Origin of the sequence: Vibrio fluminensis (genome assembly GCF_015278125.1) — a bacterium.
Taxonomy (GTDB): Bacteria; Pseudomonadota; Gammaproteobacteria; order Enterobacterales; family Vibrionaceae; genus Vibrio; species Vibrio fluminensis.
Genome location: NZ_JADILO010000028.1, coordinates 1 through 19,329 on the forward strand (window position 1 = coordinate 1; position 19,329 = coordinate 19,329).

Annotated in this window: 14 protein-coding genes; 13 read left to right on the forward strand and 1 reads right to left on the reverse strand. The window is 44.5% G+C overall.

Translation table 11 applies throughout. The annotated features are described in order from the left end of the window. Positions 1-99 (forward strand): integrase core domain-containing protein (locus IRQ95_RS16500; protein WP_194435861.1); only part of this gene is annotated, 99 nt, incomplete at its 5' end. A gap of 38 nt (positions 100-137) precedes the next feature. Here IRQ95_RS16500 and erpA read toward each other — a convergent pair. After that, positions 138-479, reverse strand: coding sequence for an iron-sulfur cluster insertion protein ErpA (erpA, locus tag IRQ95_RS16505; RefSeq protein ID WP_194437953.1), 342 nt, complete (start codon positions 477-479; stop codon positions 138-140). A gap of 291 nt (positions 480-770) precedes the next feature. Here erpA and hemL point away from each other — a divergent pair, with 291 nt between their 5' ends. The 12 genes from hemL to IRQ95_RS16565 all read left to right on the forward strand — a co-directional run bounded on the left by hemL (position 771) and on the right by IRQ95_RS16565 (position 19,273). Continuing rightward, positions 771-2,063 carry a glutamate-1-semialdehyde 2,1-aminomutase gene (gene hemL, locus IRQ95_RS16510; protein WP_194437954.1) on the forward strand — a complete coding sequence of 431 codons (1,293 nt, stop codon included), beginning with the start codon at positions 771-773 and terminating at the stop codon, positions 2,061-2,063. A 249-nt stretch (positions 2,064-2,312) separates the two neighbouring features. Next, positions 2,313-3,398 carry an AI-2E family transporter gene (locus IRQ95_RS16515; RefSeq protein ID WP_194437955.1) on the forward strand — a complete coding sequence of 362 codons (1,086 nt, stop codon included), beginning with the start codon at positions 2,313-2,315 and terminating at the stop codon, positions 3,396-3,398. A 58-nt stretch (positions 3,399-3,456) separates the two neighbouring features. Then, entirely contained in the window at positions 3,457-4,479 is a 1,023-nt protein-coding gene (rsmC, locus tag IRQ95_RS16520; protein WP_194438025.1) for a 16S rRNA (guanine(1207)-N(2))-methyltransferase RsmC, read from the forward strand. A 264-nt stretch (positions 4,480-4,743) separates the two neighbouring features. Continuing rightward, the gene (locus tag IRQ95_RS16525) at positions 4,744-8,127 is read left to right on the forward strand and encodes a response regulator (RefSeq protein WP_194437956.1); all 3,384 of its coding nucleotides are present in this window, start codon (positions 4,744-4,746) and stop codon (positions 8,125-8,127) included. A gap of 641 nt (positions 8,128-8,768) precedes the next feature. Beyond that, positions 8,769-10,451, forward strand: coding sequence for an ABC transporter substrate-binding protein (locus IRQ95_RS16530; protein ID WP_194437957.1), 1,683 nt, complete (start codon positions 8,769-8,771; stop codon positions 10,449-10,451). Positions 10,452-10,623: 172 nt separating this feature from the next. Next, entirely contained in the window at positions 10,624-11,610 is a 987-nt protein-coding gene (locus tag IRQ95_RS16535; RefSeq protein ID WP_075649342.1) for an ABC transporter permease, read from the forward strand. 2 nt (positions 11,611-11,612) lie between these two features. Then, positions 11,613-12,638, forward strand: a complete 1,026-nt coding sequence (locus IRQ95_RS16540; protein WP_194437958.1) for an ABC transporter permease — start codon at positions 11,613-11,615, stop codon at positions 12,636-12,638. Positions 12,639-12,640: 2 nt separating this feature from the next. Next, complete coding sequence (locus IRQ95_RS16545) at positions 12,641-13,624, forward strand: ABC transporter ATP-binding protein (RefSeq protein WP_194437959.1); 984 nt, start codon at positions 12,641-12,643, stop codon at positions 13,622-13,624. A 41-nt stretch (positions 13,625-13,665) separates the two neighbouring features. Continuing rightward, positions 13,666-14,661: an ABC transporter ATP-binding protein gene (locus IRQ95_RS16550; RefSeq protein WP_194437960.1), complete on the forward strand. Its 996-nt coding sequence runs from the start codon at positions 13,666-13,668 to the stop codon at positions 14,659-14,661. Between the two features lie 80 nt (positions 14,662-14,741). After that, complete coding sequence (locus tag IRQ95_RS16555; protein ID WP_194437961.1) at positions 14,742-16,460, forward strand: glycoside hydrolase family 9 protein; 1,719 nt, start codon at positions 14,742-14,744, stop codon at positions 16,458-16,460. Between the two features lie 4 nt (positions 16,461-16,464). Further along, on the forward strand, positions 16,465-17,340 hold the full coding sequence (locus IRQ95_RS16560) for a glucosamine kinase nucleotide-binding domain-containing protein (RefSeq protein WP_194437962.1): 876 nt from the start codon (positions 16,465-16,467) through the stop codon (positions 17,338-17,340). 13 nt (positions 17,341-17,353) lie between these two features. Next, positions 17,354-19,273, forward strand: coding sequence for a beta-N-acetylhexosaminidase (locus IRQ95_RS16565; RefSeq protein ID WP_194437963.1), 1,920 nt, complete (start codon positions 17,354-17,356; stop codon positions 19,271-19,273). The last annotated feature ends 56 nt before the right edge of the window (positions 19,274-19,329 follow it).

Consider the following 19,329-nt stretch of genomic DNA (forward strand, 5'->3'; position numbering starts at 1 on the left):
AGAAAAATGGTCGCTGAGTCAGTAGAAATCTATAATCAGATGAGGCCTCATACAGCGCTAAAATACAAAACGCCCGATGAAGTACACCGAGCGTTTTAACTAAAAAGTGTCAACCCATATCAGGACGGGTCAAGGGCTTACACGCTAAATGAAGCACCACAACCACATGTCGTTGTAGCGTTAGGGTTGTTGACGAAGAAACGTGAACCCTCTAGGCCTTCAGTGTAATCCACTTCGCCGCCGATTAGGTATTGTAAGCTCATAGGGTCAACAACCAGTGTTACACCACTATTTACGATCGTGGTGTCACCGTCGTTAACGCTTTCATCAAAAGTGAAACCGTATTGGAAACCACTACAACCGCCGCCTGTGATGTACACGCGCAGTTTTAAATTTGGGTTTTCTTCTTCGGCAATCAAAGTGTTAACGCGCTTTGCCGCCGCATCAGAAAAAGTTAGGGGGATATTGGCTTCGCTCACACCGACCTCTCTCACTTGTCGCTACTACTTACTCTACTGCCCATATTAAGCGGCATTTTCGCAGCAGTTATGTTTTATTGATTGTGTGATTATCTAATACCTGAGTGCAGCGTTCAAGTATTCACCACTAATTGAGTCATTTAATAATGCAACGATGTGTTATCAAAATGTTTAGCTCACAAGTTGAAACTTATTTTGTAGAGAATATTGTGGAAAACGTTTTTCATCGCCGTTAGGAGGGGTACAATGCCCGCCATATGTTGGTCCGAGCAATCAAAAGAGGATATATCAATGACCAAATCAGCAGACCTGTATGAAAAAGCGCAAAAAACCATCCCGGGTGGTGTGAACTCACCAGTTCGAGCTTTTAATGGCGTTGGTGGCGCACCGGTATTCGTTGAAAGTGCTGATGGCCCTCTAATTTTTGATGCTGACGGCAAAGCATACATTGATTACGTTGGATCGTGGGGTCCAATGATCCTTGGCCACAACCATGTTGCGATTCGTGAAGCGGTAATCAGTGCAGCTCAGCGTGGTCTAAGCTTTGGCGCACCAACAGAACTTGAAATTAATATGGCAGAGCTTGTGAGCGAGCTTGTTCCTTCAATGGAACAAGTGCGTATGGTTAGCTCAGGTACTGAAGCGACCATGAGTGCAATTCGCCTAGCTCGTGGTTTTACTGGTCGTGATAAAATTATCAAATTTGAAGGTTGTTACCACGGCCACGCAGACAGCCTACTAGTAAAAGCAGGTTCAGGTGCACTGACATTAGGTCAACCGAGCTCACCAGGTGTTCCTGCGGATTTTGCTAAACACACACTGACGGCAACGTTTAACGATTTAGATTCTGTGCGCGAGCTATTTACAGCGAATAAAGACCAAATCGCTTGTATCATCGTTGAACCAGTAGCGGGCAACATGAACTGTATTCCACCAGTAGATGGTTTCCACCAAGGTCTACGTGAAATCTGTGACCAAGAAGGTGCGCTACTGATTTTTGATGAAGTAATGACGGGGTTCCGCGTTGCTCTTGGCGGCGCACAAGCACACTACAACATCAAGCCAGATCTAACCACGCTAGGTAAAGTTATCGGCGGTGGTATGCCTGTGGGTGCTTTTGGTGGTCGCCGTGACGTAATGCAATACATTGCGCCAACAGGTCCTGTATACCAAGCAGGTACCTTATCAGGTAACCCAGTTGCAATGGCCGCAGGTTTTGCATGTTTGAATGTTCTTCGTGCAGAAGGCAATGAAGAGCGTCTAGCATACATCACTCAACAACTAGCAGATGGCTTCAAACAGCTTGCTGATAAACACGGTATTCCACTAGTGGTAAACCAAGTGGGTGGCATGTTTGGTTTCTTCTTCACTGAACAAGAGACCGTAACTTGCTACGAAGACGTAACGAAGTGTGATGTTGAACGCTTCAAGCGTTTCTTCCACTTAATGCTTGATCACGGCGTTTACTTGGCACCGTCAGCATTTGAAGCAAGCTTTACATCTCTTGCTCATGGCAGCAAAGAAATCGAAGCAACACTAAGCGCTGCAGATCGCTGTTTTGCGATCTTGGCTCAAGAAGCCTAATCGCTCATTTTCCTGTTAATTTGACAAAAAGGCTGCACAAGCAGCCTTTTTTATTGCCAGTTGAACAGCACTAATAACACCAAACCAATCGCTGTAATAGCAAACCAAGGAACACGCTTGCTCGTTTTCACGCTAGTTTCCGCGCTGCATTTATCATTGTTACAACAGCCCATCATTTAACTCCCCGTTGATAACACTCAGAATTCAAGCCATTATACTCTATATCTTGTTTATCTATTGGGCATAACCGTGACAGATAAAGTTAAAATTACGTCAGGGCATTGGGTTCTGATCGCGGCCTTACTTGGGGCAGGCTTCGCCTGTTTTCTTTTGGTTGAACCGTACATTAATTCCATTGTGATGGCGTTTATTCTGTCACTACTCATGTTCCCTATCCATGAGTGGCTTGAGAAAAAACTACCGAATCACGAAAACATCGTTTCACTGCTTTCTTGCGTGATCCTCACTTTTATTATTGTGATTCCATTATTGTTCGTGTTTGCCGCGATTGTGCAACAAGGCACCGTATTCTCACAAAACGTCTACTATTGGGTAACCCATGGCGGTATCCAAGAAGTCTTTGCTCACCCTTGGGTGGTGAAAGGACTTAAGTTGATTAATACCTACTTGCCGTTTGAAGAGATTAAACCGCAAGAGATCGCGCAGCGAGTCGCACAATTTGCCACTACATTTGGTTCTAATATTGTCGGTTTTAGCGCAAAAATATTAGGCGATGCGACCAATTTCCTAATGTCGTTTTTCCTTATGCTGTTTGTGCTTTTCTTCCTACTACGCGATCACGACAAAATCATTTCAGCGATGCGTCATATTTTGCCACTATCTCGCAGCCAAGAAGACAAGCTACTCAATGAAGTAGAGAAAGTCGCAAAATCAGCGGTAATGGGATCGTTTCTAACTGCGATAGCTCAAGGTATTGCTGGCGGTTTTGGTATGTGGCTAGCAGGTTTCCCTGGGCTATTCTGGGGAACGATGATGGGCTTTGCTTCCTTTATTCCTGTTGTTGGCACTGCTCTAATTTGGATACCTGCGACCCTTTATCTATTTATCATCGGCGATACCACTTGGGCGGTATTTTTACTGGTATGGAGTGTTGCAGTTGTAGGCTCAATTGATAACTTATTGCGCCCATTGTTAATGCAAGGCAGCGCAGGCATGAACACGCTAATGATTTTCTTCTCTCTACTCGGTGGTCTGCATCTGTTTGGTTTGATCGGTCTGATTTACGGCCCAATCATCTTTGCTGTCACTATGGTGCTTTTCTATATCTATGAAGAAGAGTTTTCCGACTTCTTAGACCAACAAGATAAGAGTTAACAACAGAGGGGGGATTATGAGAGAATCCCCCCTCTTTTTTATTCAGTCGAGCTACATCATGTCTGCCTACATCGCACCAAGCCAGATTGCCGAACGCCAACTTGCCTACTTCTCAGGTAAGCATGTTCTCGTTGCTGGCGAAGCCGAAGATTTGTTTCCAATTGAGTTAGCGAAACATTGTGAATCTGTCACAGTGTTCACCACTCACTATGGCTACTTCCGCCAATTACAAGCCTACTCAAATATTACTGCTGTATTTGGTGCTGAGTTTGATCACGATACAAATGCGGACATGGTATTGCTCTACTGGCCGAAAGCAAAAGCGGAAGCCGACTATTTGCTTGCGATGTTAATGGCGAAGCTGGGCAAAGATACCGAAATTGTTGTCGTAGGTGAAAACCGCTCTGGGGTGAAAAGCATTGAAAAAATGTTCAAACCTTACGGCATCATCAATAAATTTGACTCGGCACGCCGTTGCTCATTTTACTGGGGGCAATGCATGCAAAGCGTCAAGCCGTTTAACATGCAGGAATGGTTTAAAACCTATTCTGTTAACTACCAAGAGCACACATTAACCATCAAAAGCCTGCCTGGTGTATTTAGCCATGGTGAATTTGATATTGGCAGTAAACTACTGCTCGATACCTTACCAACCCTACAAGACAAAGTGCTTGATTTTGGCTGTGGCGCGGGTGTGATTGGCAGCGTAATGGCAACACTGAATCCAAGTATCGAATTAGAGATGTGTGACATCAGTGCTCTAGCGATAGAGTCCTCAAAAGCAACCCTTACGGCTAACAATCTGCAAGGCAAAGTATTTGCCTCGGACGTATATTCTGATTGTGCAGATGACTACCAATTTATCGTGAGCAATCCTCCTTTCCACTCAGGGCTTGATACCAGCTATAGTGCGACGGAAACCTTGCTAAAAGATGCGCCAAAACAGTTGAAATCGAACGGTGAATTGTTGATCGTGGCTAATAGCTTTTTGCAGTACCCACCAATTATCGAACAAGCGTTTGGTAAATGCGACACGCTAAATAAGACCAATAAATTCGCCATTTACTACGCGAAAAATTAATCCCTATTGCCCAGAAACTCCCCATTTTCTGGGCTATTTCCTCTCAAATAACGAAATTCTGCGTCGCCTAGCACGCTTTAGATTGGACTTACTTGTCAAAGTAAAAAAACTCGTTAATTTTGTCATTTTTAGATCACACGACCTAAATGCAGTTTTTGACGGACTGATTCATGCCATTCACTGCAAGTTAGAGCATCACTGTACGCATAATTTATATGGCCAACAAAACAGGCCCAGTTTTCATGGAAAGTCATACTCTTTATTATGTTTAAGTTGTATCGGAAACAACGTTTTAAACGTCTGCAAAATACCTTGATGGGTGCATTTTTAGCGTTAAGTATTACGCCTTTAACGCTGATCGCTCTCTTTTTTCTCCAATCTCATAGTCAAGATCTCCAAGAGCAAAGCACATCACACCTCATTTCTGTTCGCGATAGTAAACATCAGCAAATTACAGATTATCTTAACGCGCGTGAATCTGAGGTGATGGGTTTTGTTCGCTCTGAACTTGCCTATGCCAGTGGAGGAAGATTCTATGGTTTAGTCAATGCCTTTCAGAGCCTTGGGCTCGATATGACTCAGGCAAGGGAGTACGCACAAAAACGCTACATCCCGGGCTCAGGCAATCAAATCAAGACTTTTATATTACCTGAATCACCGGTTTACAATGGCACTGAGCGTTACCGCTTGCTTCATACTCGTTACCATCGTTCATTTCTGGAACTCCTTAAACGCTCTGATTTTGACGATATTCTGCTAGTCGATATTAATGGCAACGTGACTTATTCCATCTTTAAGTATGACTACTATGGTACCAATCTACTTGAAGGAGAGTTCAAGCAAGCCAATCTAGGGTTGGCATTTAAAAAGCTCCGCGATGAAATAAGTAGCAAACGCAAAGACAATCAAGACTATACACCTGTGGTGTTTTCTGACTTCATGCAAGAAGGTGACAAAAGTTTCGCTTGGATTGGCGCGCCTATAATTCAGCAAGGTTACCTGCATAGCTACGCGATGTTTAGGCTACCAAATAACAGCTTAACCAAACTTATTGCCGACAATAATAATATTTGGGAGCTAAAAACCTTATTAGTCGGCAAAGATAACAAGTTGCGCACTCTTTCGTTCGAGCAAGCGGATGTCGATAGCAGTCAGTCAATCATCGATACTGCTTTTACAAAACCACCTATGGTTGGCACTTTCACCAACGCTAACGGTGCTGAGATTATCGCCGCTCATAGTCACATCGAATCTAAAGGGTTGGACTGGGCACTAGTGGTAGAAGTACCTGAAGAAGAAGCATTTTCTCGGATTAAACAACTTGAAACCGTATTTGTAGTCGCGATGCTATTGGCGATAATTCTCGTTGTCATCGCTTCACACTACTTGTCCAATTTCATTACTGCCCCACTACTCAAACTCACTTGGTCGGCCGAAAAAGCATCTGCGGGCGACCTCAATGCAGAAATCAATACCGAGCGTAAAGATGAAATAGGCCGTCTTGCGATCGCGTTTGAGCGTATGCAACGCTCCATTCGTGAAAAAATGCAATTGATCAAAGAACAGAATCAAGAGCTTGAAAACAATATCAAACTGATTCAGCAAAAAAATGACGAACTACAAGTTGCGAACAAACTGAAAGATGAATTTCTCGCAACCACATCCCATGAACTGCGCACGCCTTTACATGGCATGATAGGAATTGCTGAAGCGCTGGTTTCTGGAGCCAATGGGCCGCTTCGTTCAGAACATAAATATCAATTGGATATCATTATTAGCAGTGGACAGCGCTTAGCAAACTTGGTCGACGATCTGCTTGATTACCACAAAATGCGCTACGGCAATATGGATATTAATACCAGTGCGGTCGATCTCTCCACCGCTACTCGTTTGGTGTTGGAGCTATCTTCACATTTGCTGGGCAACAAACAGATTCGGATTATTAATCAAGTTCCAACTGAACCAGTTTGGGTCGCCGCCGATCCACAACGTTTGGAACAAGTGCTGTATAACCTCGTGGGCAATGCGATCAAATATACCAACGAGGGTAAAATTGTCATATCAGCGAACATCGTTGATGCCAAAATGCGCATTCAAGTGGTTGACACAGGACAAGGCATACCTGCCGATCAACTTGAGCACATCTTTGAACCTTTAACTCAAGCCGGAAGTGATTCTAGCCGCTATCGTCAAGGTGCTGGGCTCGGTTTATCAATCAGTCGCCAATTAATTGATCTGATGGGTGGCGCTCTGTATGTAAGCAGCCAAACTATGGTTGGTACAACGTTTAGCTTTACCCTACCACTTGCAACTGAAGAACAAGTCGCTCTTGCAAGTCATAGTGATAGTATTCACTTCGTCGCTCCAGAGAACTTTGTTCTTGAAGATAACGAACAAGTAAATCTGCCTTCAAATCCAGATGGTGAATTACTGTTAGTCGTCGATGATGAACCGGTCAATGTAAAAGTACTCGAGAGCTTCTTGAGGTTGTCAGGCTACCGTGTTCACTGCGCCAAAGACGGTTATGAGGCACTACAATCCATTGAAGATGAAAAACCAGCATTGATTCTTCTCGACGTGATGATGCCAGGCTTAACAGGTTATCAAGTGTGTGAAACGATTCGCCAGCAATTTGATAGCATTGAACTGCCAGTCATCATGCTAACGGCACTGAATCAAGCAGACGACCGTATCAGAGGCTTCAACTCTGGCGCAAATGACTATCTATCAAAGCCATTCAACAAACAAGAATTAGCGGCGAGAATGCAAGTGCACTTAGCAGCAAGCCAAGCTGAACAACGTCGCTTAGAAAACCAAGCGCTGCAAGATGAACTGCGTCAGCGCTCTGCCGTTGAAGCAAGCCTTATCGAAACACAGAATCGCCTACTTGAGCAATTAGAGTCTGCGCCAGAAGCCATTCTCTGCACGCGCTCAGATGGTAAAGTGCGTTTTGCCAACGAAGCGGCGGCAAAACTGTTTAAACGCTCTGTCGAACAATTAAAACGAGCGAATGCTGAAGAACTTCTCTCACCTAAGTTCCTTGATATCACACAACCTCATTACTGCGGTAAAGTTGACATCTATATTGAAGATACGCGTCAGCATATTAACGGTGACATCCTTCGCCTACCCGATGCATCTGGCTTAAAGTCTATGTATATCTTCGATCATGGTGGGAGTGCAAATACTCAAAGAGTAAATAATTTAGAGACGGCCATTGAAGCACTATCGAGTTATGCATTTGATGGTGACAAAGCCAAACTACAACAACTTAAAGAACTCGGAGGCGAATTTACTCGCCTTGCTGATCGAGTATCAGGCGAACAAAAATCCAAACACGATCTAATGAGAGAAGTGCTTGTTGAGGCCATGACAACAGCGATTGAATATTGGGAAAGTTCAACGGGGAATAGCAAGTTTGTCTTTGCTGAGCAAAGTGGCTTATGGCGCGTCTATCTCGATAGGAGTACGCTGCAAACTCGAACGCTCGATAAGTACTTGCGCATAGAAACTTTACCAAAAACGCCTCGCTGGCGTACCGTGCTTAATTCGTTAGAGTACATTCTTGATAACTGTTCGGATTTAACTAAAGAACGTAGCAAGATAGAAGAGCTTCGCGATAAGCTGCAACATTTACTCACCACCTAAGCATCCGATAGCGCGAAAAAAAACTCACCCCGTTCGGTGAGTTTTTTTTGCCGGTAATTAAGGCAAAAAATCGTTTTTATTTGCTGCAAAACAACTCTAGCCATGTTGTTAAAAACGCTTCAACTAGATAGCAATCGCACACTTATTCAGCAAGAATTAGCTGATTGTGACAAAATATGAGCGTATTTGAGATGGCTATCACAACAATTCGGCAGATTTAATTTAGCAGTTAAAATTAACTACCAACCACATAAGTGACAAAGATCTCATGGAAATACACACTCAAACAAGACCATACTCATAAACCCATAGAAAGTAAGTAACCACTAACCGACACAAAGTTCGCACTGACATTTTGCGAGTGATATCAATGTTAAAAAACCATTAAAAAAACACACACCAATATCGATATTAACGTTATTGACGTAAGAATAGTAATTTTTGACGTTTTTTACGGGAATCGAAATTGCCAAACAACTAAATTCGGTGTTTTCTTAACCGTGCCTAAGGCCTACAGGCCACTCGAATGTTTAACACCCTCCGACGTTAAACAGACAACTGAGGTAGGCCTTAGAGAGTGTTCATCAATTGATAACATTCATATCCATTAGTGAAATGAAAGCAAATAGTAAGGAACAGCTATGCTTGCCAACATTAAAAAAACTGCACTAGCAACAGCGATTATCGCAACTGCAACTACTGGCTTTGCTTCAGTAGCAACTGCTGCAGAAAAAAATGAACTAACGATCCACCCTAAAGAGTTCACGACTTTTGTTCGTAACTTCAACCCATACCTAGGTGCAACAAACTTGCACACTACAACGGACTTCCTATACGAGCCGCTAGTAGTGTTCAATGAAATGCAAGGTAACACGCCAGTATTTCGTCTAGCAGAGAACTACACTATTGCTGACGACCTACTAAGTGTTGTATTTGATATCCGTAAAGGTGTGAAATGGTCTGACGGTGAGAAGTTTGACGCGGATGACGTTATCTACTCATTCAACCTAGTTAAAGAGAAGCCAGAACTAGACCAAAGCGGTATCAATTCATGGGTATCTAGCGTTGAGAAGCTGAACGACTACCAAGTTAAGTTCAACATCAAAGAAGCAAACTCAAACGCAGCTTACGAAATCGTAAAAGTTCCAGTAGTGCCTGAGCACGTATGGAGCAAGGTAGAAGATCCTTCAACCTTTACGAACGAAAACCCAGTTGGTAGCGGTCCGTTCACTGAAATTGCTACATTTACACCGCAACTTTATGTTCAGTGTGAAAACCCGAACTACTGGGATGCAGACAACCTAGACGTTGACTGTCTACGTGTTCCTCAAATCGCAAACAACGACCAATTCCTTGGTAAAGTTGTAAACGGTGAGATGGACTGGACTTCTTCATTCATTCCTGACATCGACCGCACTTACGCGGCTGCGAGCCCTAACCACCAGTACTGGTACCCGCCAGCAGGTACGCAAGCATTTGTGGTAAACTTCAAGCACCCAGATGCAGTGAAGAACGAAGCGCTAACTAACGTTGACTTCCGTCGTGCGTTCTCTATGGCTCTTGACCGTCAAACTATTATCGACATCGCATTCTACGGCGGCGGTACAGTGAATGACTTCGCATCAGGTCTAGGTTACGCATTTAAGACTTGGTCAGACGAAGAGACTCACAACAAGTACAAAGGTTACAACACGTACAACGTTGAAGGTGCTAAAGCGCTACTAGCGAAAGCGGGCTTTAAAGATGTAAACAAAGATGGTTTTGTTGACACTCCATCTGGTAAGTCTTTCGAGCTTCTAATTCAATCACCAAATGGTTGGACAGACTTCAACAACACAGTTCAACTTGCAGTTGAGCAACTAGCTGAAGTAGGCATCAAAGCAAAAGCACGTACTCCAGACTTCTCTGTGTACAACCAAGCTATGCTTGAAGCAACGTACGACGTAGCGTACACCAACTACTTCCACGGTGCAGATCCACACTTGTACTGGAACAGTGGTTACAACTCAAGCCTTCAGTCTGGCGACGGTATGCCACGTTTCGCACTGCACTACTACAAAAATGCAGAGCTAGACAAGCTACTGAACAGCTTCTACAAGACTGCTGATAAGAAAGAACAGCTAGATATCGCACACGGTATCCAAGCTATCATCGCAGCTGACCAAGTAACGATCCCTGTAATGTCTGGCGCATACATGTTCCAGTACAACACAACTCGCTTTACTGGTTGGTGGAACGAAGAAAATCCTCAAGGCCGTCCAAACATTTGGGCTGGTATCCCTGAGCGTCTACTACACGTACTGGACCTAAAACCAGTTAAGTAATAGGCAATCTTGCGGCGCACTTCCTGTGCGTCGCATATTCCCCCTCCCTTCCTACTAGCAAAGAAAGGTATGGCGCCAAGCGTCAGGGGATTATTACGCTCAAATTTGTAGTTTCGCGCTGAGCGACCTGACACCAGGAACAGGGAAAATCTGGGTGAGTAAGGTGTAAGTTATGGGTTATTTTTTAAGACGTTTGTCATTTTATTTTGTCGCTCTTTTGGTTGCGGCAACTTTGAACTTTATTATTCCGCGAGCAATGCCTGGTGACCCAGTTACCATGATGTTTGCTAACGCTTCTGTTCAGGTAACACCTGAACGTATCGCAGCAATGAAAGAGCTTTTAGGTTTCGTCGATGGCGGCCTGCTGGTTCAATATGTTGCTTACATGAAAAACATTCTTAGCTGGGAATTGGGTACATCAATCCAGTTCTATCCGCTATCTGTGAATACATTACTAGGTGGCGCATTTGGCTGGTCACTATTCCTAGCCGGTACCGCTGTAATTCTATCTTTCTCTTTAGGCTCAATTCTAGGTATCTATGCAGCTTGGAAACGCGGTAGTAAGTACGATGCGTTTATTACTCCAGGTATGCTAGTAATCCAAGCGGTACCGCAAGTAGTAATTGCGATGATCGCTCTATTTACGTTCGCTATCGGACTAAAGTGGTTCCCAACGGGTTACGCATATACTGCTGGTACTTCTCCAGATTGGACGAGTTGGGCATTCATTAAAGACGTTGCTTATCACGCTGTTCTTCCTCTTTTCTGTGCAACCGTTGTTCAGATCGGTGGCTTCCTAGTTAACATGCGTAACAACATGATTAACCTTCTTGCTGAAGACTACATCACTATGGCAAAAGGTAAGGGCCTCAACGAGAAACGTATCGTATTCAATTACGCAGCACGTAACGCGATGCTACCAAGCGTGACCGCCCTTTCAATGGCACTCGGTATGGCGATTGGTGGTCAGCTAATCATCGAAATTATCTTCAACTATCCAGGTCTTGGTTCTGTCCTATTTAACGCGATCAAAGCGCGTGATTACCAAGTTCTCCAAGGTCAGCTACTTATCATGACTCTGTTCATGCTGTTCTTTAACCTTCTAGCTGACATGCTTTATGTTGTTCTTGATCCTCGCCTACGCAAGGGAGGCAAATAATTATGAAAGGTTTCCTAAAACTCGTTGTCGGTAACCCGATGGCCCTGGTAGGTAGCATTATCCTAGCTTGCTTTTTATTTATCGCACTATTTGCACCTATGCTAGCTAAGCATGCGCCAGATAAACGCACGGGTAACCCCCATGAATACCCGTCTATCGTCGTAAAATCTGCGCAAGCTAATCCTGATGGCTGGATCGCACAAAACTTAGCTGATGATCGTCGCACGTTGATCATGTCTAAGAAAGCGGATCACGTTATGGGTACAAGCCGTATGGGTCGTGACATTTGGTCACAATTTGTCCACGGTGCTCGAGTGTCACTTGCGGTTGGTTTTGGTGCAGGTATTACGGTTTGTTTCCTAGCCACAGTGATCGGTATTTCTGCTGGTTACTTTGGAGGCCGCATCGATGACACGCTGACAGCTGCGATGAACATCATGTTGGTTATCCCTCAATATCCTCTGTTGTTTGTACTGGCCGCCTTTATCGGTGAGGCAGGCCCACTGACAATTGCCCTCATTATCGGTTTTACCGCCTGGGCATGGGGCGCTCGTGTAATACGCTCTCAAACCATGGCTTTGCGTGAAAAAGAGTTTGTTAAAGCAGCGGAAGTATTGGGTGAGTCTTCATGGCGCATTATCTTCGTTGAGATTCTACCGAACCTTATCCCTATCGTGGGCGCAAGCTTCATCGGTTCAGTCATGTACGCAATCATGATGGAAGCGACTATCTCGTTCCTAGGTCTAGGCGACCCGAATACCGTAAGTTGGGGCATCATGTTGTACAACGTTCAGACATCATCATCAATGCTCATTGGCGCTTGGTGGGAACTTCTGGCTCCATGTTCAGCATTAATCCTACTGATGACAGGTCTAGCACTACTCAACTTCGCGGTAGATGAAATTGCCAACCCGCAACTTCGTTCACACAAAGGCATGAAGCGTTGGAAGAAACTTGCAGCGCAAGAGAAGAAAGCACGCGAGCCTGAACTACCACCACAAAATGCACTTTGGAGCGGAGATAAATAACCATGACAGCACCACTAATTTCTATCCGCAACCTATGTGTTGACTACATTACAGCCTCGGGCGATGTCCGAGCTTGTAACAACGTTAGCTTTGACATTGCTCCAGGTGAGGTATTCGGCCTTGCTGGTGAGTCTGGATGTGGTAAATCAACCGTTGCTTTCTCACTAATGCGCCTTCATAAGCCGCCTGCGTTTATCACTGGTGGTGAGGTAATCTTCAATGGCGAGAATATCTTAGAGTACAGCGATGAGCGTATGCAGTCATTCCGTTGGAGTGAGATGTCGATGGTTTTCCAAAGTGCGATGAACGCGCTAAATCCAGTGCTAACCATGGAAGATCAGTTCTGTGACGTAATAATGCGCCACACCAACATGACTCGTGATCAAGCTCGTAAGCGTGCAGAAGGTTTACTGGAAATTGTTGATATTCACCCTAGTCGCCTCACTGACTACCCTCACCAGTTTTCTGGAGGCATGCGTCAGCGTCTTGTGATTGCAATTGCCTTAGCATTAAACCCGAAAATGATCATCATGGATGAACCAACGACAGCACTTGATGTAGTGGTTCAACGTGAAATTCTACAAAAGATTTATGCACTAAAAGAAGAGTTCGGTTTCTCAATTCTATTTATTACTCATGACTTATCTTTAATGGTCGAGTTCTCAGATCGAATTGGCATCATGTACTCAGGTGAATTGATCGAAGTTGCTCCATCGAAAGAAATTTTAACTAGCCCATACCACCCTTATACCAAAGGTTTGGGTAGCTCATTCCCTCCGCTAACCGGACCAAAAACGAAGCTAACTGGTATTCCTGGTAACCCATTGAACTTACTAGAAGTACCTCAAGGCTGTCGTTTCCAAGCCCGTTGTGACCGAGTGCATGATAAATGTACGCAGGTTGAAACTAAGCTGAGACAAATCGAGCCAAATCGCTTCTCTAACTGCCATCTTTACGGTGAGCCAATTGCCCAGACCAAGATCTAGCAATGTAAAAAAGCACAAAAATAAAATTTCTGGAGACAATTATGAGCAAAGAATTCGGTGAACTACTGGTAGAAGGAAGAAATCTCGTTAAAGATTTCCCTATCAGCAGTAATGCCCTAAAACAACCAATGATGCGTGCTATCAATGATGTGTCATTCAAAATGTACAAAAGTCGTGGTCTGGCTGTGGTAGGTGAATCTGGTTCAGGCAAATCCACTACGGCAAAAATGATCGCAAAAATGTACGCGCCAACCTCAGGTACGATCGAGTACAAAGGGCGCGATATTATGGACATCAAATCTCGCAGCGACCTAATGCACTACCGTGAAGGTGTGCAAATGGTGTGGCAAGACCCGTTTGGATCTCTAAATCCAACGCACAACATTTTCCATCATATTGCACGTCCTTTGTTGATCCATAAAAAAGTACAACCGGGCAACAAGAAAGAGCTAGAAGAGCGCGTATACGATCTACTAGAACAAGTGGGTTTGATCCCACCAAAAGCGACTGCTGAGAAGTTCCCTCATCAGTTATCAGGCGGTCAACGCCAGCGTGTTAACCTCGCTCGCAACATTGCTGTTGGTGCTGAGGTTGTACTCGCGGACGAACCAACTTCAATGCTAGATGTATCTATCCGAGCGGGTGTACTAAACCTGATGGAAGAGATGAAGTTTGAGAAACAGATGTCTCTACTTTACATCACGCATGATATTGCGACCGCTCGTTACATTGCTGAAGATTTGGCGGTTATGTATGTCGGCCATATGGTTGAGTGGGGAGATACTGAAGAGATCATTCACGATCCTCAACATCCATATACTCAGCTGCTCGTTTCTGCAGTACCAGATCCAAGTAAGTCCATTCACGAAAAATTGAAAGGGAACAAAGGGGAAATCCCGCTTTGGACACCGAATTCGGTTGGTTGTCCTTTTGCAGGTCGCTGTACACATGTGACGGATAAGTGTCGTGAGCGCCTTCCAAGCGTCACGCAATTATCAGAGAACCACTTTGTACGCTGTTACCTCTACGAAGATTAACCCTAATAGAGCCAAGAGCAAAGACTCTTGGCTTTCACTCTCTTGATAGATGTTATTACAAATTTTTTGCGGAGACAGCAATGCTGCTAGTTACTAACCACATTGGTTATGAATCCCTTGGGCCTAAACAGGCTGTATTGATGACGAGAAAGCCTCGCCTGTCTACTACCACTGCCTTACTGGTGTGTGCTGACAGTCATCAAACTGTTGCGTCCATAGAAGTCAATAAGGGCGGAAAAGTCGCACATTGGCACCAAGGGAATTTTTTTCGCATTGACTTCTCCGAGCATACAGAATTAGGGCGCTATTACTTGCGCTTTGACAATATTCGTTCTGAAACATTTGAAATCGGTTGCGGTGTGCTAATGCAACGTACTTTTTCTGATGTCTTACATTATTTTAAATCACAACGCTGTGGCGGTATTTTTGACAAACAAGATCAACAAGCACCTATTTTAGGCAGTGATCAAACGGCCGACGTACGTGGTGGTTGGTACGATGCATCTGGCGATGTGAGTAAATATCTCAGCCACCTATCCTACGCTAACTTTTTTAATCCTCAACAAACGCCAATGGTAGTTTGGAATATGTTGAAAGGCTTAGATCTCGTGGATGAAAACGAAAACTTCGCGAAGTTTTCCTCTGTCCGTTTAATTGAAGAAGCACTATTTGGCGCGGACTTCCTCGTTCGCATGTATAGCCAACAAGGTTTTTTCTACATGACCGTATTTGATAAATGGTCAAAAGATATCAAACAGCGTGAGATTTGTGCTTACGCAACCCAACAAGGTCATAAATCTGAAGATTACCAAGCAGGATTTAGACAAGGTGGTGGTATTTCAATCGCAGCATTAGCGAAAGCATCGAGTCTGAATCAAGATGGTGACTTCTCATCTGTTGACTATTTACGAGTGGCAGAAAGTGCGTATTGGCACCTAACAGAATTTAACACTCAATATATCAATGACGGTGAAGAAAACATCATTGATGAATACTGTGCACTACTTGCCGCTGTTGAACTCTATCGAGTGACCAACAACAATGACTATCTTGCTGAAAGTCGTCGATGGGCCAACCGCCTTGCTGCACGCCAACACTCAGATGAGACTCAAACGCATTACTGGTCTGCCAATCAAGATGGAACTCGTCCGTACTTTCACGCCGCAGAAGCAGGCTTACCTGTTATCGCATTGTGTGAGTATCTCTCAATTGAGCAAGACTCTGCCGCGATCGATACTATCACTCAAGTCGTTAACCAAGCGGTTGAATTTGAACTGACGATTACTCACCAAGTTGCAAATCCATTTGGCTACCCACGCCAATATGTCAAAGCGGTTAACGGAGAGAAACGAGATGCATTTTTCGTGGCTCACGAAAATGAAACTGGCTATTGGTGGCAAGGGGAAAATGCTCGCCTCGGCTCCCTAGCGAGCATGGCATTTATCGCTCAAGATTTCGTCTCCAATGAGGAGACAAAAAAACAACTTGTCACATTTGGACAAAACGCACTCAACTGGATTGTCGGTCACAATCCGTATGATATGTGCATGTTAGATGGCTTTGGTCATAACAATCCTGATTACCTACCTAATTTAGGCTTTTTCAATGCCAAAGGTGGCGTTTGCAACGGTATTACAGGCGGTTTTGAGGATGAAGAAGACATCGCATTTAATCCACCTGAGCAGAAAGATGATATGTTGCAAAACTGGCGATGGGGTGAGCAATGGATCCCTCATGGAGCTTGGTATTTGCTCGCTATCATCAGTCAATATCATCATTTTGACAGCATAAAGGATTAATCTAATGACTCTATACTACGTCGGTATCGATGGTGGCGGTACCTCTTGTCGTGCACGTATCCGCGATGAAAATAATCAGCTCGTTGGTGAAGCCAAAAGTGGTAGCGCTAATATTATGCTTGGTTCAGAAATCGCAATGGCGGCAATCATTGAAGCCATTAATGCGGCAGCGAAACAAGCCAACCTCAGTCAGCAAGATTTTGGCAAGATGCACGTAGGGCTCGCGTTAGCCGGAGCCGAACATAAAAACTCTTGGTTGGCTTTTATGGCACAACCGCACCCATTTGCCTCTATGGTACTCAATACTGATGCTTACGGTGCCTGTTTGGGCGCACACAACGGTGGCGACGGTGCGATTATGATTGGCGGAACGGGCTCCTGTGGCATCTTACTTCAAGATGGTAAACAGCATGTCGTTGGTGGTAGAGAGTTTCCTATCTCTGACCAAGGTGGTGGCGCTGTTATGGGTCTGCGTCTGATTCAACAAGTGCTGCTTGCTTACGATGGTATTGTTGAAAAAACACCGTTGGCACAGCATGTACTCAACCACTTTGATAACGATGTCGACGCAATCGTAGAGTGGTCAAAAGGGGCAATCCCTAAAGACTACGGTCAGTTTTCACCCGCAATTTTTGAGCTTGCCTATCAAGGTGATGCTCTCGCAATGTCGATGCTGCAGCAAACAGCACAAGATATCGAAATGTTTCTGATGGCTTTAAATCGCAAAGGAGCGACTCGAATTTGTTTGATGGGCAGCATTGCAGAACGTATTAAAGAGTGGCTTTCACCACCGGTTCAAAAATGGATTGTCGAGCCTCAGTATGACGCGATTGAAGGCGCGCTCATGATGGCTGGTAAAACAGAGCATAATCTGTATTAAGGATTTGTAAAATATGAGCTATCGCGTTGATCTCACGGTTTTATCAGAGCAGAAACAATTCTGCCGCTTTGGTGTGACGTTACATAACTTATCTGATCAACCTCTTGTAGATTGGGAACTGCAGTTTATTATCGATCGCTACATTCTTCCGGATAGTTTCACTAACGGCAAGATCAAGCAAATTGGTAGTTTCTGCACCGTAACACCTGAATTAAGTGAACTCAGCGCCAATGAGCACTATTACTGCGAATTCAGCATTAATACCGCCCCACTGCGCTATTACACCGATGGTTTTAAAGATGCGCTTGTCGTCGAGCGAGGTGCTAACCTTAAGCACCCTGTCGTTGTTACACCAATTGCGCTCGCATCACCATACAGAGAACGATCTGAACTTCCCCAAGTTGAGAGCAGTCCCCTCGCTTTAATTCCAAAACCAAATCAATGTGTAACGCAATCTGGGCATTATCTATTGTCACCAAGCAGCCAAATAACATTGCAATCGACGCGAGCTGAACGCGCGGCACAGTGGCTGCAAGTAGAACTAGAAACACTTTTCCAATTTAAGACCAGTCCGATTGGTCACAGTGATATTCTGTTTCGCGACAACCCAACCCTTGATGAAGGTGAATACAATCTATCTGTTACGAACCAAGGCATCCGTTTGGAGGCAGGTTCAAGCGCTGGTTTTGTTCATGCCAGCGCAACTTTACTTCAATTAATTGAAGGCACTGAGCAAGCCAATACCTTAAAAGTGCCATTTGTACAGATTTCTGATCAACCACGCTTTCGCTATCGAGGCATGATGCTCGACTGCGCGCGTCATTTTCATCCTGTTGAGCGTGTAAAAAGGCTTATTAACCAACTCGCCCACTATAAATTTAACCATTTCCATTGGCATATTACTGATGATGAAGGCTGGCGCGTAGAAATAAAAGCCTACCCTCAACTGACCGATATTGGTTCAACACGAGGGGCCGGTACTCTACTCGAACCGCAATTCAGTACCTTGAACGATGTTCATCAGGGCTTCTACTCTCAAGAAGATATTCGTGATGTTGTTAATTATGCTGAAGAGCGAGGAATTACCGTCATTCCAGAGATCGATATTCCTGGTCATTGTCGAGCAGCGATCAAAGCGCTACCGCATCTATTAGTCGACAATGACGATCATTCTCAATATCGCAGCATTCAGCACTACAACGACAACGTTTTATCCCCGGCTTTGGCTGGCACGTATGAATTTTTGGATACAGTTTTAGCTGAAATTGTAGAGCTCTTCCCATCACCATGGGTACACATTGGTGCAGACGAAGTGCCTGATGGCGTATGGGTCAACAGTCCACTCTGCCAAGCGCTAATGGAGGAAAACGGTTACCACAGCGCCAAAGAGCTACAAGGCCATTTACTCCGCTATGCAGAAAAACGCCTCAAAGCGCTTGGTAAACGCATGGTCGGATGGGAAGAAGCTCAGCACGGCAATAAAGTCAGTAAAGATACCATTATCTACTCTTGGTTGAGCGAAGAAGCGGCCCTGAACTGCGCGAGTCAAGGCTTCGATGTGATCTTACAGCCAGCACAATATACCTATCTGGATATGGCTCAAGATTATTCTCCTGATGAACCGGGTGTGGATTGGGCAAGCACTATCCCTTTAGAAAAGGCCTACCGATACGAGCCATTAAAAGAAGTACCAGATACAGACCCAATTCGTAAAAGAATCCTCGGTATTCAATGCGCGCTATGGTGTGAAATCGTTACTCACCAACAACGCATGGATTATATGGTTTTCCCACGCTTAACTGCCCTAGCAGAAGCATGCTGGACGGATAAACCACACCGAGATTGGCAAGATTATCTAACCCGGTTGAAAGGGCATTTACCAATGCTAGGCAAACAAGGCATTAGTTACCGTCATCCGTGGAAAAATAAATAACAACTAGCAATAGCCCATATTGTTAGACGTTTTCACTAGCTTAAATTTTTAGCCAC

What these genes read in the sequence shown, in the direction of transcription:
- IRQ95_RS16540 (WP_194437958.1), top strand. Translation starts at nt 11,613, where the DNA reads ATGAAAGGTTTCCTAAAACTCGTTGTCGGTAACCCGATGGCCCTGGTA.
- IRQ95_RS16550 (WP_194437960.1), top strand. Translation starts at nt 13,666, where the DNA reads ATGAGCAAAGAATTCGGTGAACTACTGGTAGAAGGAAGAAATCTCGTT.
- IRQ95_RS16530 (WP_194437957.1), top strand. Translation starts at nt 8,769, where the DNA reads ATGCTTGCCAACATTAAAAAAACTGCACTAGCAACAGCGATTATCGCA.
- IRQ95_RS16555 (WP_194437961.1), top strand. Translation starts at nt 14,742, where the DNA reads ATGCTGCTAGTTACTAACCACATTGGTTATGAATCCCTTGGGCCTAAA.
- rsmC (WP_194438025.1), top strand. Translation starts at nt 3,457, where the DNA reads ATGTCTGCCTACATCGCACCAAGCCAGATTGCCGAACGCCAACTTGCC.
- IRQ95_RS16560 (WP_194437962.1), top strand. Translation starts at nt 16,465, where the DNA reads ATGACTCTATACTACGTCGGTATCGATGGTGGCGGTACCTCTTGTCGT.
- hemL (WP_194437954.1), top strand. Translation starts at nt 771, where the DNA reads ATGACCAAATCAGCAGACCTGTATGAAAAAGCGCAAAAAACCATCCCG.
- IRQ95_RS16545 (WP_194437959.1), top strand. Translation starts at nt 12,641, where the DNA reads ATGACAGCACCACTAATTTCTATCCGCAACCTATGTGTTGACTACATT.
- IRQ95_RS16535 (WP_075649342.1), top strand. Translation starts at nt 10,624, where the DNA reads ATGGGTTATTTTTTAAGACGTTTGTCATTTTATTTTGTCGCTCTTTTG.
- IRQ95_RS16525 (WP_194437956.1), top strand. Translation starts at nt 4,744, where the DNA reads ATGTTTAAGTTGTATCGGAAACAACGTTTTAAACGTCTGCAAAATACC.
- IRQ95_RS16565 (WP_194437963.1), top strand. Translation starts at nt 17,354, where the DNA reads ATGAGCTATCGCGTTGATCTCACGGTTTTATCAGAGCAGAAACAATTC.